This window comes from Paenibacillus pasadenensis DSM 19293, assembly GCF_000422485.1.
Taxonomy (GTDB): Bacteria; Bacillota; Bacilli; order Paenibacillales; family Paenibacillaceae; genus Paenibacillus_O; species Paenibacillus_O pasadenensis.
In genome coordinates, this window is record NZ_KE383847.1 from 208,577 (window position 1) to 225,393 (window position 16,817).

At 66.7% G+C, this 16,817-nt stretch carries 13 protein-coding genes and 1 riboswitch; all 13 genes read left to right on the top strand.

Annotation, left to right across the window (positions count from 1 at the left end):
- The first annotated feature begins 205 nt into the window (after positions 1-205).
- The 13 genes from H582_RS0111700 (at position 206) to purD (ending at position 16,404) form a co-directional block, all read left to right on the top strand.
- Complete coding sequence (locus H582_RS0111700) at positions 206-775, top strand: nitroreductase family protein (RefSeq protein WP_028598676.1); 570 nt, start codon at positions 206-208, stop codon at positions 773-775.
- Positions 776-1,263: 488 nt separating this feature from the next.
- A riboswitch (purine riboswitch) is annotated at positions 1,264-1,363 on the top strand.
- Between the two features lie 187 nt (positions 1,364-1,550).
- Positions 1,551-2,039, top strand: coding sequence for a 5-(carboxyamino)imidazole ribonucleotide mutase (gene purE, locus H582_RS32840; protein ID WP_028598677.1), 489 nt, complete (start codon positions 1,551-1,553; stop codon positions 2,037-2,039).
- Between the two features lie 44 nt (positions 2,040-2,083).
- Positions 2,084-3,268, top strand: coding sequence for a 5-(carboxyamino)imidazole ribonucleotide synthase (gene purK, locus H582_RS0111710; protein ID WP_028598678.1), 1,185 nt, complete (start codon positions 2,084-2,086; stop codon positions 3,266-3,268).
- Positions 3,269-3,304: 36 nt separating this feature from the next.
- Positions 3,305-4,600 (top strand): adenylosuccinate lyase, encoded by a 1,296-nt coding sequence (gene purB / locus H582_RS0111715; RefSeq protein ID WP_028598679.1) that lies wholly within the window; start codon positions 3,305-3,307, stop codon positions 4,598-4,600.
- A 123-nt stretch (positions 4,601-4,723) separates the two neighbouring features.
- Positions 4,724-5,623 carry a phosphoribosylaminoimidazolesuccinocarboxamide synthase gene (locus H582_RS0111720; RefSeq protein WP_028598680.1) on the top strand — a complete coding sequence of 300 codons (900 nt, stop codon included), beginning with the start codon at positions 4,724-4,726 and terminating at the stop codon, positions 5,621-5,623.
- Between the two features lie 1,198 nt (positions 5,624-6,821).
- A complete protein-coding gene (purS, locus tag H582_RS0111725; RefSeq protein WP_028598681.1) occupies positions 6,822-7,064 on the top strand; it encodes a phosphoribosylformylglycinamidine synthase subunit PurS in 243 nt (80 codons plus the stop codon).
- Between the two features lie 4 nt (positions 7,065-7,068).
- The gene (gene purQ / locus H582_RS0111730) at positions 7,069-7,764 is read left to right on the top strand and encodes a phosphoribosylformylglycinamidine synthase subunit PurQ (protein ID WP_028598682.1); all 696 of its coding nucleotides are present in this window, start codon (positions 7,069-7,071) and stop codon (positions 7,762-7,764) included.
- Positions 7,742-9,991, top strand: coding sequence for a phosphoribosylformylglycinamidine synthase subunit PurL (gene purL, locus H582_RS0111735; RefSeq protein ID WP_028598683.1), 2,250 nt, complete (start codon positions 7,742-7,744; stop codon positions 9,989-9,991). The genes purQ and purL overlap by 23 nt, the downstream gene beginning before the upstream one ends.
- The gene (purF, locus tag H582_RS0111740; RefSeq protein WP_240479001.1) at positions 9,976-11,601 is read left to right on the top strand and encodes an amidophosphoribosyltransferase; all 1,626 of its coding nucleotides are present in this window, start codon (positions 9,976-9,978) and stop codon (positions 11,599-11,601) included. Before purL ends, purF begins: the two co-directional genes overlap by 16 nt.
- Positions 11,602-11,630: 29 nt before the next feature.
- Positions 11,631-12,674 (top strand): phosphoribosylformylglycinamidine cyclo-ligase, encoded by a 1,044-nt coding sequence (gene purM, locus H582_RS0111745; RefSeq protein WP_028598685.1) that lies wholly within the window; start codon positions 11,631-11,633, stop codon positions 12,672-12,674.
- Positions 12,674-13,369 carry a phosphoribosylglycinamide formyltransferase gene (gene purN / locus H582_RS27170; protein ID WP_052333167.1) on the top strand — a complete coding sequence of 232 codons (696 nt, stop codon included), beginning with the start codon at positions 12,674-12,676 and terminating at the stop codon, positions 13,367-13,369. Before purM ends, purN begins: the two co-directional genes overlap by 1 nt.
- Positions 13,370-13,405: 36 nt before the next feature.
- Positions 13,406-14,953, top strand: a complete 1,548-nt coding sequence (purH, locus tag H582_RS0111755) for a bifunctional phosphoribosylaminoimidazolecarboxamide formyltransferase/IMP cyclohydrolase (protein WP_028598686.1) — start codon at positions 13,406-13,408, stop codon at positions 14,951-14,953.
- Between the two features lie 170 nt (positions 14,954-15,123).
- Positions 15,124-16,404 (top strand): phosphoribosylamine--glycine ligase, encoded by a 1,281-nt coding sequence (gene purD, locus H582_RS0111760; RefSeq protein WP_028598687.1) that lies wholly within the window; start codon positions 15,124-15,126, stop codon positions 16,402-16,404.
- The last annotated feature ends 413 nt before the right edge of the window (positions 16,405-16,817 follow it).

Consider the following 16,817-nt stretch of genomic DNA (forward strand, 5'->3'; position numbering starts at 1 on the left):
GCCTGCGCAGAAAGCCGATCGTAGACAACCGTCGCCAAAATAGCCGTCGTTCAACTCTATGCCGCGCGTCCTCCATAGTTGTTTGACTGCTGAATAATTAACTTTGCCCAAGGTTTCCACGGATCGCCCGGCCCGTTATAATAGAAGGAGCAATGTCCGAATGCAAGGATGGTCCGGACCTGACTTTGCAGAGGAGGGGAAGCGGATGGAGCTGCAGCAAGCGATCCGGCAGCGGAGAAGCATCGGCAAGGTGCTGGATCTGCCGGTTGAGAAGGAGAAGATCGAGCGCATTCTGGAATCGGCGGTATGGGCCCCCAATCATCACCATACGGAGCCGTGGAAGTTTTTTGTCATGACGGGCGAGGGGCGGCGAGTGCTGGGCAGCGCTTATGCCAATGCGGCGCTCGATTCGCTGGCTGGACTGGATCCCGAGGAAAAGGAAGTCCGCCTGTCGCGAGAGGAAGCGAAGGCGATGCGTGCCCCGGCCGTCATCGCGGTCGCCTGCTCGCCCTCGACGAATCCCCGGGTCATCCGCTCGGAGGAGCTCGCGGCCGTCCATTGCGCCGTGCAGAACATGCTGCTGACGGCGCATGAGGAAGGGCTCGGCGCCGTCTGGCGCAGCGGCGAGCCGATGCATCATTCGTCGATGAAGTCGGCGTTCGGGCTCAAGGACGGAGAAGAGCTGGTCGGCTTCATCTACCTCGGCTATCCGGGCATGAACGTTCCGGAAGGGCGGCGCATCGCGGCCAAGGACAAGACGTTCTGGATGTCCTGACGTTCAAAATGGTTCGGATGGGGAGCATGGGCCGGTGCGGAACGATCGTTTTCGTGTCAGCTAACATCACATCCCCTTGAATGGAGATGTTCGGTTTTAAGGCGATGGAAGCCAACCTGCCATATTCGGCAGGTTGGCTTTTTTAGACCGGTTCGGCGGACCCGGGCCTGCCCTCTTCCGTCGAAAGCGCTTCCTGCCATGCGGCATCCAGAGCTTGCGGGAGGCGGAAAAGCTTGTGTCGCTGCGGCATGTCCCGTCGAAACGAAGCGCCAGGAGGCGGCCTCTGAGAGCGGCAGCAGCCTTCAGGACGGAAATGTTGAAAGACGAACTATAGATGGATATTATCTTCGCAATGTTCGCTTTCTGCAGTTGACAGTGCCAAGTCGGATTGGTACACTAGGAAAGCAAAGCGGGGCAGCCGGGTTTGGCTCGCCTCGCAGATGTCGAATCTTGGAATAGGGCGAGCAGGGACGCGCGGCGTCCGGGTTGCCCGATAATCGCATACTCCTCGTATATATTCGGGAATCGGCCCGAACGTTTCTACCCGGCGACCGGAATCGCCGGACTACGGGAAGAACCGAGGCTCCGCATAGGCGCTTCGGGCAGAGCGGCGCCGCCTTCCGGCGCGCGTGTTTCGGCGTCCGGCCGCCGCGCCGCTCTGCGATCCCGCAGGCTGGACGGCCCTCCCGGCCCTCTCTTCACGAGAGGGCGGAGCGTCTTTCGTTCCGCGGGATTTTTTTGTACCTCTATAAATGCGCGAAGGCGGGATGAAGAGATGGGTGCAAGCGTAGGCGTCATCATGGGCAGCAAGTCGGATTGGGAAACGATGAAGCTTGCATGCGAGGTGCTGGACGAGCTCGGCATCGCCTACGAGAAGCGGGTCGTGTCCGCCCACCGGACGCCGGACCTGATGTTCGACTACGCCGAGAGCGCCGCGGAGCGCGGGCTCAAGGTCATTATCGCGGGAGCCGGCGGAGCGGCTCATCTGCCCGGAATGGTCGCGTCCAAGACGCCTCTTCCGGTCATTGGCGTACCCGTCAAGTCGTCCGCGCTGAGCGGGATGGACTCGCTGCTGTCGATCGTGCAGATGCCGGCCGGGATTCCGGTCGCCACGGTGGCGATCGGCGCGGCCGGCGGCACCAACGCCGGCCTGCTGGCGGCGCAGATGCTCGGCGCCTTCGACCCGGCCGTGCAGGCGCGCGTCCAGGCGCGGCGGGATGCGACGCGCGAGCGGGTGCTCGCGAGCGGGGAGGAGCTGCTGTGAGCGCGCCCGGCAAGGACGCGGCGCTCGGTCCCGGCGGAGCGGCGGTGACGCCGGAGCAGGCCCGCGTCGTCTTGCCCGGCGCGACCGTAGGCGTGCTCGGCGGCGGGCAGCTCGGCCGCATGCTGGCGCTCGCCGGCAGCGCGATGGGCTATCGCTTTATCGCCCTCGATCCCACCGAGGACGGCCCGGCCGCGCAGGTCGGCGGCGGCATCCGCGCCGCGTACGACGACCGCGAGGCGGCGCGGGAGCTGGCGGAGCGCTGCGACGTCATCACCTATGAGTTCGAGAATGTCGACGCCGGCGTCGCCGCGATGCTGATGGAGCAATCCTATGTGCCGCAGGGCAGCGAGCTGCTCTACACGACGCAGCATCGCCTGCGCGAGAAGCGCGCCGTCGAGGCGGCGGGCGCGCGCGTCGCTCCCTATGCGGAGATCCGCAGCGAGGACGAGCTGCGCGAGGCGGCAGCCCGGCTCGGGCTGCCGGCCGTGCTCAAGACGGCGACCGGCGGCTACGACGGCAAGGGCCAGTGGGTCATCCGCAGCGAGGAGGAGATTCCCGCCGCCTATGCCGAGCTGTCGCGGGCGGGCACGGATCTCGTGCTGGAGCAGTTCATCCGCTTCGCCAAGGAGCTGTCCGTCGTCGCGGCGCGCAGCTCGCTCGGCGAGGTGCGGGCGTTCCCGCCCGCGGAGAACGTCCACGTGGACAACATCCTCCACTTGTCGATTGTGCCGGCGCGGGTCGCGCCGGACGTGCTGGCGGAGGCGGAGCGGCTCGCGCTGCGCATCGTGGAGCAGCTGGGCGCGGTCGGCCTCGTCGCGGTCGAGCTGTTCCTGACGGATGACGGCGAGCTGTACGTCAACGAGCTGGCGCCGCGCCCGCACAACAGCGGCCACTATACGATGGAAGCCTGCCGCACCTCGCAGTTCGAGCAGCATGTGCGCGCCGTCTGCGGGCTGCCGCTCGGCGATCCGTCGCTGCTGAGCCCGGTCGTCATGGCCAACCTGCTCGGCCAGCATGTCGAGCCGGCGATCGCCCGGCTGAGCGTCCGCGACAGCGAGGCGGAGCGCCTCGGCGTCGCGCCCAAGCTGCATCTGTACGGCAAGGCCGAGGCCAAGCCGGGCCGCAAGATGGGCCATGTGAACGTGCTGGCGCCGGATGCGGACGCCGCGCTCGCTTGGATTCAGGGAACCGGCATCTGGCAGGCGGAGAACGAAGCGATCGGATCCTAGGCAGTTCAATTTATAGACAAGGGTGTGGAAGACAACATGCTGGAGCGTTACAGCAGGCCCGAGATGCGGGCGATCTGGACGGAAGAGAACAAATTCAAGGCGTGGCTGGAGGTGGAGCTCTGCGCCTGCGAGGCGTGGGCCGAGCTCGGCGTCATTCCGCGGGAGGACGTCGCCGCGCTGCGCGAGAAGGCCGGCTTCGACATCGACCGGATCAGCGAGATCGAGCTGGAGACCCGCCATGACGTCATCGCCTTCACGCGCGCGGTGTCCGAGACGCTCGGACCGGAGCGCAAGTGGGTGCATTACGGCCTCACGTCGACCGACGTCGTCGACACGGCGACGGGCTATCTGCTGCGCCAGGCCAACGAGATCCTCGAGCGCGACGTCGTGAATTTCATCGAGATCCTGCGCGGCCAGGCGGTCGCCTACAAGGATACGGTCATGATGGGCCGCACGCATGGCGTGCATGCGGAGCCGACGACGTTCGGCCTCAAGCTGGCGCTCTGGCACGAGGAGATGAAGCGCAACCTGGAGCGCTTCCGCCATGCGGCGGACGGCGTCCAGTACGGCAAGATTTCCGGCGCGGTCGGCACGTACGCCAACATCGACCCGTTCGTCGAGGAGTTCGTCTGCCGCAAGCTCGGCACGAAGCCCGCGCCGATCAGCACGCAGACGCTGCAGCGCGACCGCCACGCCGAGTACATGGCGACGCTGGCGCTGATCGCCACCTCGCTGGACAAGTTCGCCACCGAGATCCGCGCGCTGCAGAAGAGCGAGTTCCGCGAGGTCGAGGAGCCGTTCGCCAAGGGCCAGAAGGGCTCGTCGGCGATGCCGCACAAGCGCAACCCGATCGGCTGCGAGAACATCTCCGGCCTGGCGCGCGTCATCCGCGGCCACATGATCAGCGCCTACGAGAACGTGCCGCTCTGGCATGAGCGCGACATCAGCCACTCCTCCGTGGAGCGCGTCATCCTGCCGGACGCGACGATGCTGCTCAACTACATGCTCAACCGCCTCGGCAACATCATCAAGAACCTGCAGGTGTTCCCGGACAACATGAAGCGCAACATGGGCCGCACGTTCGGCGTGCCGTTCTCCGGCCGCGTCATGACGATGCTGATCGACAAGGGCTTCAGCCGCGAGCAGGCGTACGACACCGTGCAGCCGCGCGCGATGCAGGCTTGGGAGGAGCAGCGCCAGTTCCGCGACATCATCGCGGAGACGCCGGAGATCACGGCCGCGCTGAGCGCGCAGGAGATCGACGACGCGTTCAACCCGAGCTGGCATCTCAAGCATGTCGACACGATCTTCCGCCGGCTGGAGCTGATCTAGGGGGCTTTTGCGGCGGCGGGCACCGTTCGCTCGCTAGGGATCGTCCGCTCGGACGGCTGCAGGCTCGCTCAAGCGACCCATCGTTTTCGCTTCATCCATCTCGCATTGGCAGGAGGAACCATCATGGCTGCAGCAACGGAGGCGCTATCGACGGCGGCAGGCCTCATCCAGGCGCCGCTGCTCTATAAAGGAAAGGTCCGAGAGCTCTACGATCTCGGCGAGCATTACCTGATCGTCGTCACCGACCGCATCAGCGCGTTCGACTACGTGCTCGATCCGCCCGTCCCGGACAAGGGCAGCGTGCTCAACCGGCTGAGCGCCTACTGGTTCGAACAGACGGCCGCGATCCAGCCGAACCACGTCGTCCATACGGATGTGGAGCGACTGGGCGAGCTCGTCTCCGACAAGGACGCGCTGCGGGACCGCATCATGGTGACGCGCAAGGCGGAGCGGATCGACATCGAATGCGTCGTGCGCGGCTACATCACCGGCGGCGGCTGGCGCCAGTACGCGGCGACCGGCGAGATCAACGGCATCCCGCTGCCGGCGGGCCTGCGCAAGAACGAGCGCTTCGAGCGGCCGATCTTCACGCCTGCGGCCAAAAACGACGTCGGCCACGACGAGGACATTCCGTTCTCGCGGATGGAGGAGCTGGTCGGAGCGGACGTCGCCGCCCAGCTGCGCGACCGCAGCCTCACGCTGTACGAGTTCGCGCATGCGCGCTGCCTCGAGCAAGGCATTCTGCTGGCCGACTGCAAGTTCGAGTTCGGGCTCGTCGATGGCGAGATCATCCTGATCGACGAGATCTTCACGCCCGACAGCTCGCGCTTCTGGGCGCAGGACAAGTACGAGCTCGATACCGAGATCGACAGCATGGACAAAGAGCCGGTGCGGACGTATCTGCTCGGCTCCGACTGGGACAAGGACAGCAAGCCGGCGCCGCTGCCGGAGCCGGTCGTCGCCGCGACGACCGCCCGCTACCGCGCCATCTACCGCGCCATTACCGGCGAGGAGCTGAGCTGACCGCTATTCCGCGGAGCCGCAGCCGGATTTTGATCGGGCTGTATGCACCCGGGGGCTCGAAGCAGAGGCTGTAACCCGGAAAAGTCCGGTTGCAGATGCTCGGAGGCCTGAGGCAGGCGCTGCAACCCGAGAAAATCGGGTTACGGGAGCCTGGGGGCCAGAAGCGGGCGCTGTAACCCGACAAAATCGGGTTGCAGGAGCCTGGGGGCCTGCAGCAGGCGCTGCAACCCGAAAAAATCGGGTTGCAGGGCGCCAATTGAGCAACTCGGCACCAGCAGGCGGCCGGCGGTCGGAGTTGTGCGGAAAACCCGAGTAACTCAGCACCAACAGGCGTTCGACGGTCGGAGTTGCGCGGAAAACCCGAGTAACTCGGCACCAGCAGGCGGTCTGCGGTCGGAGTTGCGCGGAAAAACCGAGTAACTCGGCACCAACAGGCGTTCGACGGTCGGAGTTGCGCGGAAAACCCGAGTAACTCGGCACCAGCAGGCGGTCTGCGGTCGGAGTTGCGCGGAAAAACCGAGTAACTCGGCACCAACAGGCGTTCGACGGTCGGAGTTGCGCGGAAAAACCGAGTAACTCAGCACCAGCAGGCGTTCGACAGTCGGAGATGCGCGGAAAACCCGAGTAACTCGGCACCACCAGGCGGTCGACGATCGGAGATGCGCGGAAAACCCGAGTAACTCGGCACCAACAGGCGTTCGACGGTCGGAGTTGCGCGGAAAAACCGAGTAACTCGGCACCAGCAGGCGTTCGACAGTCGGAGTTACGCGGAAAAACCGAGTAACTCGGCACTAGCAGGCGGTCGGCGGTCGGAGTTGTGCGGAAAAACCGAGTAACTCGGCTCCGAGGAGCGCGACCGGTAGGCGTTAAGTCGAAAAAATCGAGCTGGTGAGCATTACGCAGGGAGCGGAGGGGACGGAAACCTCTTGGAGAAGCGGCAGCGGTTCCCTTGAAGGCCGGATTCCTTCCGTTTCGGAAAGGGAGATCGAGGAATCTGGGCTTCAGCGGAATCGGAAAGAGGTTCCGTCCCCGGAGCGGCGTCAGCGGATAGTCGAACTCGAGGTTCCGTCCCCGGAGCCCCAATCGTTCCGCCGCCCGCCCATCAGCCCGCAACGCAAGCAGCTTCACCCGACAAACATTCAGCCCGACGAATCTTCAACCGCCTTGATAATCAATCCACTCAAGAGGAGTTGCCACGATGAAAGCAACCGTATACGTGACGATCAAGCAAAACGTGCTCGACCCGCAAGGAACGGCCGTCCAGGGAGCCCTGCACAGCATGGGCTTCGCGGAAGTGGACAAGGTCCGCATCGGCAAGTACCTGGAGCTGACCCTGGACACGACGGACCGCGCCGAAGCCGAGGAGCGCGTGCGCGCCATGTGCGAGAAGCTGCTGGCCAACACGGTCGTGGAAGACTACCGCTTCGAGCTGGAGGGCTGATCGGATGAAGTTCGCCGTCATCGTTTTCCCCGGATCGAACTGCGACATCGACTGCTACAAGGCGGTCGAAGAAACGATCGGGCAGTCCGTCGACTACGTCTGGCACACCGCCACGGACCTCTCCGCCTACGACGCGATCCTCGTGCCGGGCGGCTTCTCCTACGGCGACTACCTGCGCTGCGGCGCGATCGCCCGCTTCGCTCCGGTCATGGCCGAGGTCGTCAAGGCCGCCGAGGCCGGCAAGTACGTGCTGGGCATCTGCAACGGCTTCCAGATCCTGACCGAGGCCGGCCTGCTGCCGGGCGCGCTGCTGCGCAACCGCGACCTCAAGTTCCTTTGCCACCAATCGCCGCTCGAAGTCGTCAACGCCGCCACTCCGTTCACCAACCAGTACCGCGAGGGCGAGGTCATCTCGATCCCGATCGCCCACGGCGAAGGCAACTACTACTGCGACGACGAGACGCTGGCGCGGCTGCAAAAAAACAACCAGATCGTCTTCCGCTACGCCAGCGGCGGCAACCCGAACGGCTCGGTCCACGACATCGCCGGCATCTGCAGCGAGCGCGGCAACGTCGTCGGCATGATGCCGCATCCCGAGCGGGCGGTCAGCCAGCTGCTCGGCTCCGAGGACGGCAAGCGGATGTTCACATCGATTTTGAACGCATGGAGGGAACAGCATGACGCAGCAGTCAACAGCTAAGGCGTTGGAGCCGACGGCGGAGCAGATCGCCGAGCAGAAGATCTACCAGCAGTTCGGCGTGACGGACCATGAGTACGAGCTCATCTGCGGCTTCATGGGCCGCCTGCCCAACTACACCGAGATCGGCGTCTTCAGCGTCATGTGGTCGGAGCACTGCTCCTACAAGAACTCCAAGCCGATCCTCAAGAAATTCCCGATCACCGGCCCGAAGGTGCTCATGGGACCGGGCGAGGGCGCGGGCATCGTCGACATCGGCGACAACCAGGCCGTCGTGTTCAAGATCGAGTCGCATAACCACCCGTCCGCGGTCGAGCCTTACCAGGGCGCGGCGACGGGCGTCGGCGGCATCATCCGCGACATCTTCTCGATGGGAGCGCGTCCGGTCGCGCTGCTCAACAGCCTGCGCTTCGGCAATCTGGACAACGACCGCGTGAAGTACCTGTTCGAGCATGTCGTCGGCGGCATCGCCGGCTACGGCAACTGCATCGGCATCCCGACGGTCGCAGGCGAGGTCATGTTCGACGAGAGCTACGAAGGCAATCCGCTCGTCAACGCGATGTGCGTCGGCCTGATCGACCATGACAAGATCCAGCGCGGCGTCGCCAAGGGCGTCGGCAACCCGGTGTTCTACGTCGGTCCGGCGACAGGCCGCGACGGCATCCACGGCGCGACGTTCGCGTCGGTCGAGCTGTCCGAGGAGTCCGAGGAGAAGCGCACGGCGGTGCAGGTCGGCGACCCGTTCATGGAAAAGCTCGTCATGGAATCGACGCTCGAGCTGATCGACTCCGGCATCGTGCTCGGCATCCAGGACATGGGCGCGGCGGGCCTCACCTGCTCCAGCGCCGAGATGGCGTCCAAGGCCGGCAACGGCCTCGAGCTGTACCTCGACGAGGTGCCGCAGCGCGAGGAAGGCATGACGCCGTACGAGATGATGCTGTCCGAGTCGCAGGAGCGCATGCTGTTCGTCGTCGCGCCGGAGCATGAGGCGCAGGCGCGCGAGATTTTCGAGCGCTGGGGCGTCATCTGCGCCAAGGTCGGCAAGGTGACCGACGACGGCCGCCTGCGCCTGTTCCACCAAGGCGAGCAGGTCGCCGACATGCCGGTCAAGGCGCTCGTGGACGAGTGTCCGGTGTACAGCAAGCCTTCGCAGGAGCCGGCCTCCTATGCGGCGAGCGCGTCGATCGACACGGCCGCTTTCGAGGAGATCACGGATCTGACGGGCGCGCTCAAGGACGTGCTGGGCTCCCCGACGGTCGCGAGCAAGGAATGGGTGTACCGTCAATACGACTACATGGTGCGCACGGGCACCGCGGTGCCTCCGGGCTCGGACGCGGCCGTCGTGCTCGTGCCGGGCACGCGCAAGGCGCTGGCGATGACGACCGACTGCAACGGCCGCTACGTCTACCTCGATCCCGAGGTCGGCGGCGCGATCGCGGTCGCCGAGGCGGCGCGCAACATCGTCTGCTCCGGCGCGCAGCCGCTGGCGATCACGGACAACCTCAACTTCGGCAGCCCGGAAAAGCCGGAGGTGTTCTGGCAGCTCGAAAAGTCGGCGGACGGCATGAGCGAGGCTTGCCGCGTGCTGGAGACGCCGGTCATCGGCGGCAACGTCAGCCTGTACAACGAGAACGCCAAAGGCGCGATCTACCCGACGCCGGTCATCGGCATGGTCGGCCTGATCGACGACATCGACTACATCACGACGCAGGAGTTCAAGCAGGCCGGCGACGCGATCATCCTGCTCGGCGAGACGCGCGCCGAATTCGGCGGCAGCGAGCTGCAGCAGGTGCGCGGCGGGAAGGCGGAGGGACGTCCCCCGGCGCTCGACCTGGCGGTCGAAAAGACGCTGCTGGACGCAGTCCAGGCGGCGATCCGCGCCGGCCTCGTCGCCTCGGCGCATGACCTGTCCGAGGGCGGCCTGGCGGCGGCGCTGGCGGAAGCGAGCTTCGGCCGCGGCCTCGGCGCGAGCGTGGACGTCGCGACGGAGCTGCGCGCCGACCACGCGCTGTTCAGCGAGTCGCAGTCGCGCATCCTGCTGAGCGCATCGCCGGAGCGCAAGGGCGAGCTGCTGGCGCTGCTCGCGGAGCGCGGCGTGCCGCATGCGGAGCTCGGCACGGTCGGCGGGGAGGAACTGGACATCCGGGTGAACGGCCGGCCGGGCGTGCGCGCGGCGGTGTCGGAGCTGCGGAGCGTGTGGAAGGAAGCGATCCCATGCCGGATGAAGTAAGGCTGGCGGTCCAGTCCGGCTCGCGCTGGGGCGAGGGCGCAGGCAGCGCCCCCGCCCTCCATGCGGACGGCACGGCGGCCTCCGGCGAGGCGCCTCCGGCGCTTGCCGCCGGGGGACGCTTCGCCGGCCCCGGCTCCGAGGAGCTGCGCGCGGTGTCGCGCGCCTGGGAGGACGCCCACTACAACGCGGGCATCGGCCGCGACGATATTTTCGACAAGCTCAAGGAAGAATGCGGCGTGTTCGGCGTGTTCGGCACGCCGGACGCCTCGTCGCTGGCGTACTACGGCCTGCACGCGCTGCAGCATCGCGGCGAGGAGAGCTCGGGCGTCTGCACGGTGGACAGCGCGACCGGCGGCTTCGCCTACCACCGCGGCATGGGCTTCGTCAAGGAAGTGTTCACGAGCGACATCCTCGCCTCGCTGCCGGGCGACCGCGCGATCGGGCATGTGCGCTACTCGACGTCCGGGGCGAGCCAGCTCGGCAACGCGCAGCCGCTCGTGTTCAAGTACCGCGACGGCGACCTGGCCGTGGCGACCAACGGCAACATCGTCAACGCGCCGTCGATCCGCCGCGAGTTGGAGAGCATGGGCTCGATCTTCCAGACGACGAGCGACACCGAGGTCATCGCCCATCTGATCGCACGCTCGCCCAAGGACTTCGTGAGCGCGGCCCGAGACGCGCTGCGGCGCATCGTCGGCGGCTTCGCCTTCCTCATCATGACCAACGAGCGGCTGCTCGTCGCCTCCGACACGAACGGCCTGCGCCCGCTCGTCATGGGCCGGCTCGGCGACGGCTACGTGTTCGCCTCCGAGACCTGCGCGTTCGAGACGATCGGGGCCGAGTACGTGCGCGACGTGCAGCCCGGCGAGCTGCTCATCCTCGACGCGGACGGCCTGCGCGAGGAGCGCTTCGACGAGGAGGAGCGCCGCGCCAGCTGCGCGATGGAGTACATCTACTTCGCCCGGCCGGACAGCGACATCAACGAGGTCAACATCCACACGGCCCGCAAGCAGATGGGACGCCGCCTCGCGGTCGAGGCGTTCGTGGACGCGGACATCGTCGTCGGCGTGCCGGACTCCAGCATCAGCGCGGCCATCGGCTACGCCGAGCAGACGGGCATCCCGTACGAGATGGGGCTCATCAAGAACAAGTACTCCGGCCGCACGTTCATCCAGCCTTCCCAGGAGCTGCGCGAGAAAGGCGTCAAGATGAAGCTGTCGGCCGTACGCAAGATCGTGCAGGGCAAGCGCGTCGTCATGATCGACGACTCGATCGTGCGCGGCACGACGAGCCTGCGCATCGTCAACATGCTGCGCGAGGCCGGCGCGGCCGAGGTGCATGTGCGCATCAGCTCGCCGCCGTTCGCCAACCCTTGCTACTACGGCATCGACACGCCGGACCGGCGCGAGCTGATCGCCTCGTCCAAGACGGTCGAGGAGATCCGCGAGGCGATCAACGCCGACTCGCTCTACTTCCTGAGCGCCGAGGGACTCGTCGAGTCCGCTTCGGTGCCGGGCGACAGCAAGGGCGGCGGCCTGTGCCTCGCCTGCTTCAACAACGACTACCCGACCCCGGTCGACGAAAGCTCGGACAAGAGCTGCAGCTGCTAGAAGATCAAATTGTAGGGAGTGACAGGTGAATGGCAGAGGCATACAAGCAAGCCGGCGTCGACATCGCGGCGGGCAACGAAGCGGTCGAGCGCATGAAGAAGCATGTGAAGAGGACGATCCGTCCGGAGGTGCTCGGCGGGCTGGGCGGCTTCGGCGGCCTGTTCAGCCTGGACAAGAACAAGTACGAGGAGCCGGTGCTTGTTTCGGGCACGGACGGCGTCGGCACGAAGCTCATGCTCGCCTTTGCCATGGACAAGCATGACACGATCGGCATCGACGCCGTCGCGATGTGCGTCAACGACATCATCGTGCAGGGCGCGGAGCCGCTGTTCTTCCTCGACTACCTGGCGACGGGCAAGGTCGAGCCGGAGAAGATCGAGCAGATCGTGGCCGGCATCGCCGAAGGCTGCGTGCAGGCGGGCTGCGCCCTGATCGGCGGCGAGACGGCCGAGATGCCGGGCATGTACACGCCGGAGGAATACGACATCGGCGGCTTCACGGTCGGCGTCGTCGACCGCGCCAAGATGATCGACGGCAGCGCGATCGCTCCCGGCGACGCGGTCATCGGCCTGGCGTCGAGCGGCATCCACAGCAACGGCTACTCGCTCGTGCGGCGCCTGCTTCTGGAGCAGGCCGGCTACGGCCTGCAGGACGAGCTGGCGGAGCTCGGCGGCAAGCGCCTCGGCGACGTGCTGCTGGAGCCGACGCGCATCTACGTCAAGCCGGCGCTGGAGCTGATCGGCAAGGTGCAGGTGAAGGGCATGGCCCACATCACCGGCGGCGGCTTCATCGAGAACATCCCGCGCGTGCTGCCGGAGGGCGTGAACGTCGAGGTGGACTGCGGCAGCTGGCCGATCCAGCCGATCTTCAAGCTGCTGCAGGAGACAGGCTCGATCACGAACCGCGACATGTTCACGACGTTCAACATGGGCATCGGCCTCGTCGTCGTCGTGCCGGCGGACGAGGCGGAAGCGGCGCTTGCCGCGCTCGCGGAGCTCGGCGAGGCGGCGTACCGCATCGGCGCCGTCACCGAGGGCAGCCGCATCGTCACCTTCACGGGGGCGGACGTCTGATGGCCGAGCAGCTGCGCTTCGATCTAGGGGACGGAGACCGGACGGGCGGGCAGCTGCGCGTGGCCGTCTTCGCCTCCGGCCAGGGCAGCAACTTCCAGGCGCTGGCGGACGCGGCGGCGGACGGGAAGCTCGGAGGCTCCATCGAGCTTCTCGTCTGCGACCGCGCGTCGGCGCCTGTCGTGGAGCGGGCGCGCCGCGCCGGCATCGACGCCTGGGTGTTCGACTCGTCGGCGTACGCCTCGCGCGAGGCCTACGAAGGCGAGATCCTCGCCGAGCTGCAGCGGCGGGGCGTCGGCCTCGTCGTGCTGGCGGGCTACATGCGCATCCTGACGCCGGTGCTCGTCGACGCCTACGCCGGGCGGATGATCAACATCCACCCGTCGCTGCTGCCGGCATTCCCCGGCATGCATGCGATCCGGCAGGCGCTGAACTATGGCGTCAAGGTGACCGGCGTCACGATCCATTTCGTCGACGGCGGCCTCGACAGCGGGCCGATCATCGCGCAGCGGGCGCTGGAGATCGGCGAGGGCGAGAGCGAGGCCTCGCTCGCCGAGCGCATCCACGCCGCGGAGAACGCGCTCTACCCGTGGGCGGTGCGCGGCTTCGCCGAGGGGCGGATCTCGCTTGACGGCCGCCGCGCGCTCGTCTCCGTCGGCGCAGGAGCCGGAGCGGACGACGATTCGGCGGACAAGTAGCTTTCATCGATTTATTTTCATACAGGAGGGGACAACGTGGCTATTCGCAGGGCGCTTATCAGCGTATCGGACAAGACCGGCATCGTTGAGTTCGCGAGGGAGCTGGCGGCCGCCGGCGTACAGATCATCTCCACGGGAGGCACGCACGGCCTGCTCGAGAAGGAAGGCATCCCGGTCATCGGCATCTCCGAGGTGACGGGCTTCCCGGAAATCATGGACGGCCGCGTCAAGACGCTGCATCCGGCCGTGCACAGCGGGCTGCTCGCCGTGCGCGACAACGAGGAGCATCAGCGCGCGATCCGCGAGCTGGGCCTCGACTACATCGACCTCGTCGTCGTCAACCTGTACCCGTTCGCGGCGACGATCGCGAAGCCTGACGTGACGTACGAGGACGCGATCGAGAACATCGACATCGGCGGTCCGACGATGCTGCGCTCCGCGGCCAAAAACCACGCGTTCGTCACCGTCGTCGTCGACGCCGCCGACTACGAGGGCGTGCTGAGCGAGATCAGGCAGGACGGCGACACGACGCTCGACACGCGCAAGCGCCTCGCGGCCAAGGTGTTCCGCCACACCGGCGCGTACGACGCGCTCATCGGCGACTATCTGTCCAAGCTCGGCGGCGACCCGCTGCCGGAGCGCTACACGGTCACGTATGAAAAGGTGCAGGACCTGCGCTACGGCGAAAACCCGCATCAGCGCGCCGCCTTCTACCGCCGTCCGCTGGCGGAGGCGGGCAACGTCACGACCGCCGAGCAGCTGCACGGCAAGGAGCTCAGCTACAACAATATCAACGACGCCAACGCGGCGCTCGCCATCGTCAAGGAGTTCAGCGAGCCGGCCGTCGTCGCCGTCAAGCATATGAACCCTTGCGGAGTCGGCGTCGGCGCCGACATCCATGAAGCGTGCCGCAAGGCGTACGCGGCCGATCCGACGTCGATCTTCGGCGGCATCGTCGCGGCCAACCGTACGATCGGAGCGGAGACGGCGACGCTTCTTTCGGAGATCTTCCTGGAGATCATCCTCGCGCCGGACTTCACGCCGGAGGCGCTGGACATCCTCAGCCGCAAGAAGAACATCCGCCTGCTGCGCACCGGCGAGCTCGCAGCGGCCGCAGGCCGCAAGAGCGACTGGGTCGTGACGAGCGTCGAGGGCGGCATGGTCGTGCAGGAGAGCGACGTGCACAGCATCTCCGAAGCCGACCTGAAGGTCGTCACCGAGCGCCAGCCGACGGCCGAGGAGATGAAGCAGCTGCTGTTCGGCTGGAAGGTCGTCAAGCATGTGAAGTCGAACGCGATCCTGCTGGCCAAGGACGACATGACCGTCGGCGTCGGCGCCGGCCAGATGAACCGCGTCGGCGCGGCCCGCATCGCCATCGAGCAGGCGGGAGAGCAGGCCAAGGGAGCGGCGCTCGCTTCGGACGCGTTTTTCCCGATGGGCGATACGGTCGAGCTCGCGGCCAAGGCCGGCATTACCGCGATCATCCAGCCGGGCGGCTCGATCAAGGACGAGGAGTCGATCCGGGCGGCCAACGAGCACGGCATCGCGATGGTGTTCACCGGCGTGCGCCACTTCAAGCATTAGGGCGGCCAGGCCGACTAGGTTCAGCTAAGGCAACCAGGTCGGCTAAGGCAACCAGGTCGGCTAAGGCGGCCAGGCCGGCAAGGGCGCTTCGGCGCCCTTTTCGTTTGGACGAGGGAACGATTTGCGCTTGAGCCCACTCCAGTCCACTTCATTTCAAGGAGGAGTTTCCATTGCGTATTCTGGTCATCGGCGGCGGAGGCCGCGAGCATGCGATCGTCTGGTCGCTGGCCAAAAGCCCGAAAGTGAGCGAGCTGCTCTGCGCCCCCGGCAACGCCGGCATCGCGGAGCTGGCCGAATGCGTGCCGATCGCGGTCGACCGCTTCGACGATCTCGTGCAGCTCGCGCGGGAGCGCGAGATCGACCTCGTCTTCGTCGGCCCGGACGATCCGCTGGCGGCGGGCATCGTCGACGCGTTCCAGGACGCGGGCATCCCGGCGTTCGGCCCGGACCGCAAGGCGGCGGAGATCGAGGGCAGCAAGATCTTCATGAAGGACCTGCTCCGCAAATACGACATTCCGACGGCCCGCTACGAGTCGTTCACCGACTTCGAGGCGGCGCTCGCCTACCTGCGGACGCAGCAGGCGCCGATCGTCGTCAAGGCCGACGGCCTGGCCGCGGGCAAGGGCGTCACCGTCGCGGCGACGCTGGAGGAAGCCGAGGAGGCGCTGAGGGGCATGATGCTCGGCGGCGTGTTCGGCGCTTCGGGCAGCCAGGTCGTCATCGAGGAGTTCATGACCGGCGAGGAGATGAGCATCCTCGCCTTCGTCGACGGCGAGACGGTGCGGGCGATGGTGCCGGCGCAGGACCACAAGCCGATCTTCGACGGGGACAAAGGGCCGAACACCGGCGGCATGGGCACGTACTCCCCGCTGCCGCATCTGTCCGAGGCGCTCGTGAACGACGCCATCGCGACCATCATCGAGCCGACCGCGCGCGCGATGGTCGCCGAGGGCCGGCCTTTCCGCGGCGTGCTGTTCGCCGGCCTCATGCTGACGCCGGACGGCGTCAAGACGGTCGAGTTCAACGCCCGCATGGGCGATCCGGAGACGCAGGTCGTGCTGCCGCGCCTCGAGACGGACCTGCTCGACATCGTGCTCGCCGCGATGGACGGCCGCCTGGCCGACATCGAGATCAAGTGGAAGGACGAGGCCGCCGTCTGCGTCATCGCCGCGAGCGAGGGCTACCCGGGCTCCTATCCGAAAGGCCGGCCGATCTCCGGGCTGGAGGCGGCCAAGGAGGCGGGCGCGCTCGTCTTCCACGCCGGCACGGCGGAGAAGGACGGCCAGATCGTGACGAGCGGCGGCCGCGTGCTCGGCATCGTCGGCCTCGGCCGCGACATCGCCGAGGCGCGGGAGCGCGCGTACGAGGCGGCGGACCGGATCTCGTTCGAAGGCATGCAGCGCCGCAGCGACATCGCCATGAAGGCGCTCAAGGCGGCCGGGCAGGCGTAAGCCCGGCGACCGCGCGGGCGCAAGTCGTCCGGCGGCCGAGCAGGCAGCGGTCGGAAGGGCTCGCGCGGCAGAGCAGCGTAAGCCGCCCGGCGGCCGAGCGGGCGAGCCAGCTCGCTGCTTGCTCCCGCCCGTAGCCTGCTGCCAGCTGTATCTCGCTGCCCGACACTCGTGTTGTCTGCCGCCCGCTGCCAGTTGTATCTCGCTGCCCTACACCCGTGTTGGCTGCCGTCCGCTGCCAGTTGTCGGCAGTCGCGCCTGCCTGCTCTCGCATGGGAGAAGCGCGGGCGGGTGCTGCAGTTGGATTCCGGGAGTGAAAGCCAGAACCAAGGCACATTTCTGCCTTGGATTGGCTCAATCGGCCCTGGAAGCCGAAACCAAGGCACATTTCTGCCTTGGATTGGCCCAATCGGCCC

What these genes read in the sequence shown, in the direction of transcription:
- H582_RS0111720 (WP_028598680.1), top strand. Translation starts at nt 4,724, where the DNA reads ATGGCTGCAGCAACGGAGGCGCTATCGACGGCGGCAGGCCTCATCCAG.
- purQ (WP_028598682.1), top strand. Translation starts at nt 7,069, where the DNA reads ATGAAGTTCGCCGTCATCGTTTTCCCCGGATCGAACTGCGACATCGAC.
- purB (WP_028598679.1), top strand. Translation starts at nt 3,305, where the DNA reads ATGCTGGAGCGTTACAGCAGGCCCGAGATGCGGGCGATCTGGACGGAA.
- purL (WP_028598683.1), top strand. Translation starts at nt 7,742, where the DNA reads ATGACGCAGCAGTCAACAGCTAAGGCGTTGGAGCCGACGGCGGAGCAG.
- purF (WP_240479001.1), top strand. Translation starts at nt 9,976, where the DNA reads ATGCCGGATGAAGTAAGGCTGGCGGTCCAGTCCGGCTCGCGCTGGGGC.
- purE (WP_028598677.1), top strand. Translation starts at nt 1,551, where the DNA reads ATGGGTGCAAGCGTAGGCGTCATCATGGGCAGCAAGTCGGATTGGGAA.
- purS (WP_028598681.1), top strand. Translation starts at nt 6,822, where the DNA reads ATGAAAGCAACCGTATACGTGACGATCAAGCAAAACGTGCTCGACCCG.
- purN (WP_052333167.1), top strand. Translation starts at nt 12,674, where the DNA reads ATGGCCGAGCAGCTGCGCTTCGATCTAGGGGACGGAGACCGGACGGGC.
- H582_RS0111700 (WP_028598676.1), top strand. Translation starts at nt 206, where the DNA reads ATGGAGCTGCAGCAAGCGATCCGGCAGCGGAGAAGCATCGGCAAGGTG.
- purM (WP_028598685.1), top strand. Translation starts at nt 11,631, where the DNA reads ATGGCAGAGGCATACAAGCAAGCCGGCGTCGACATCGCGGCGGGCAAC.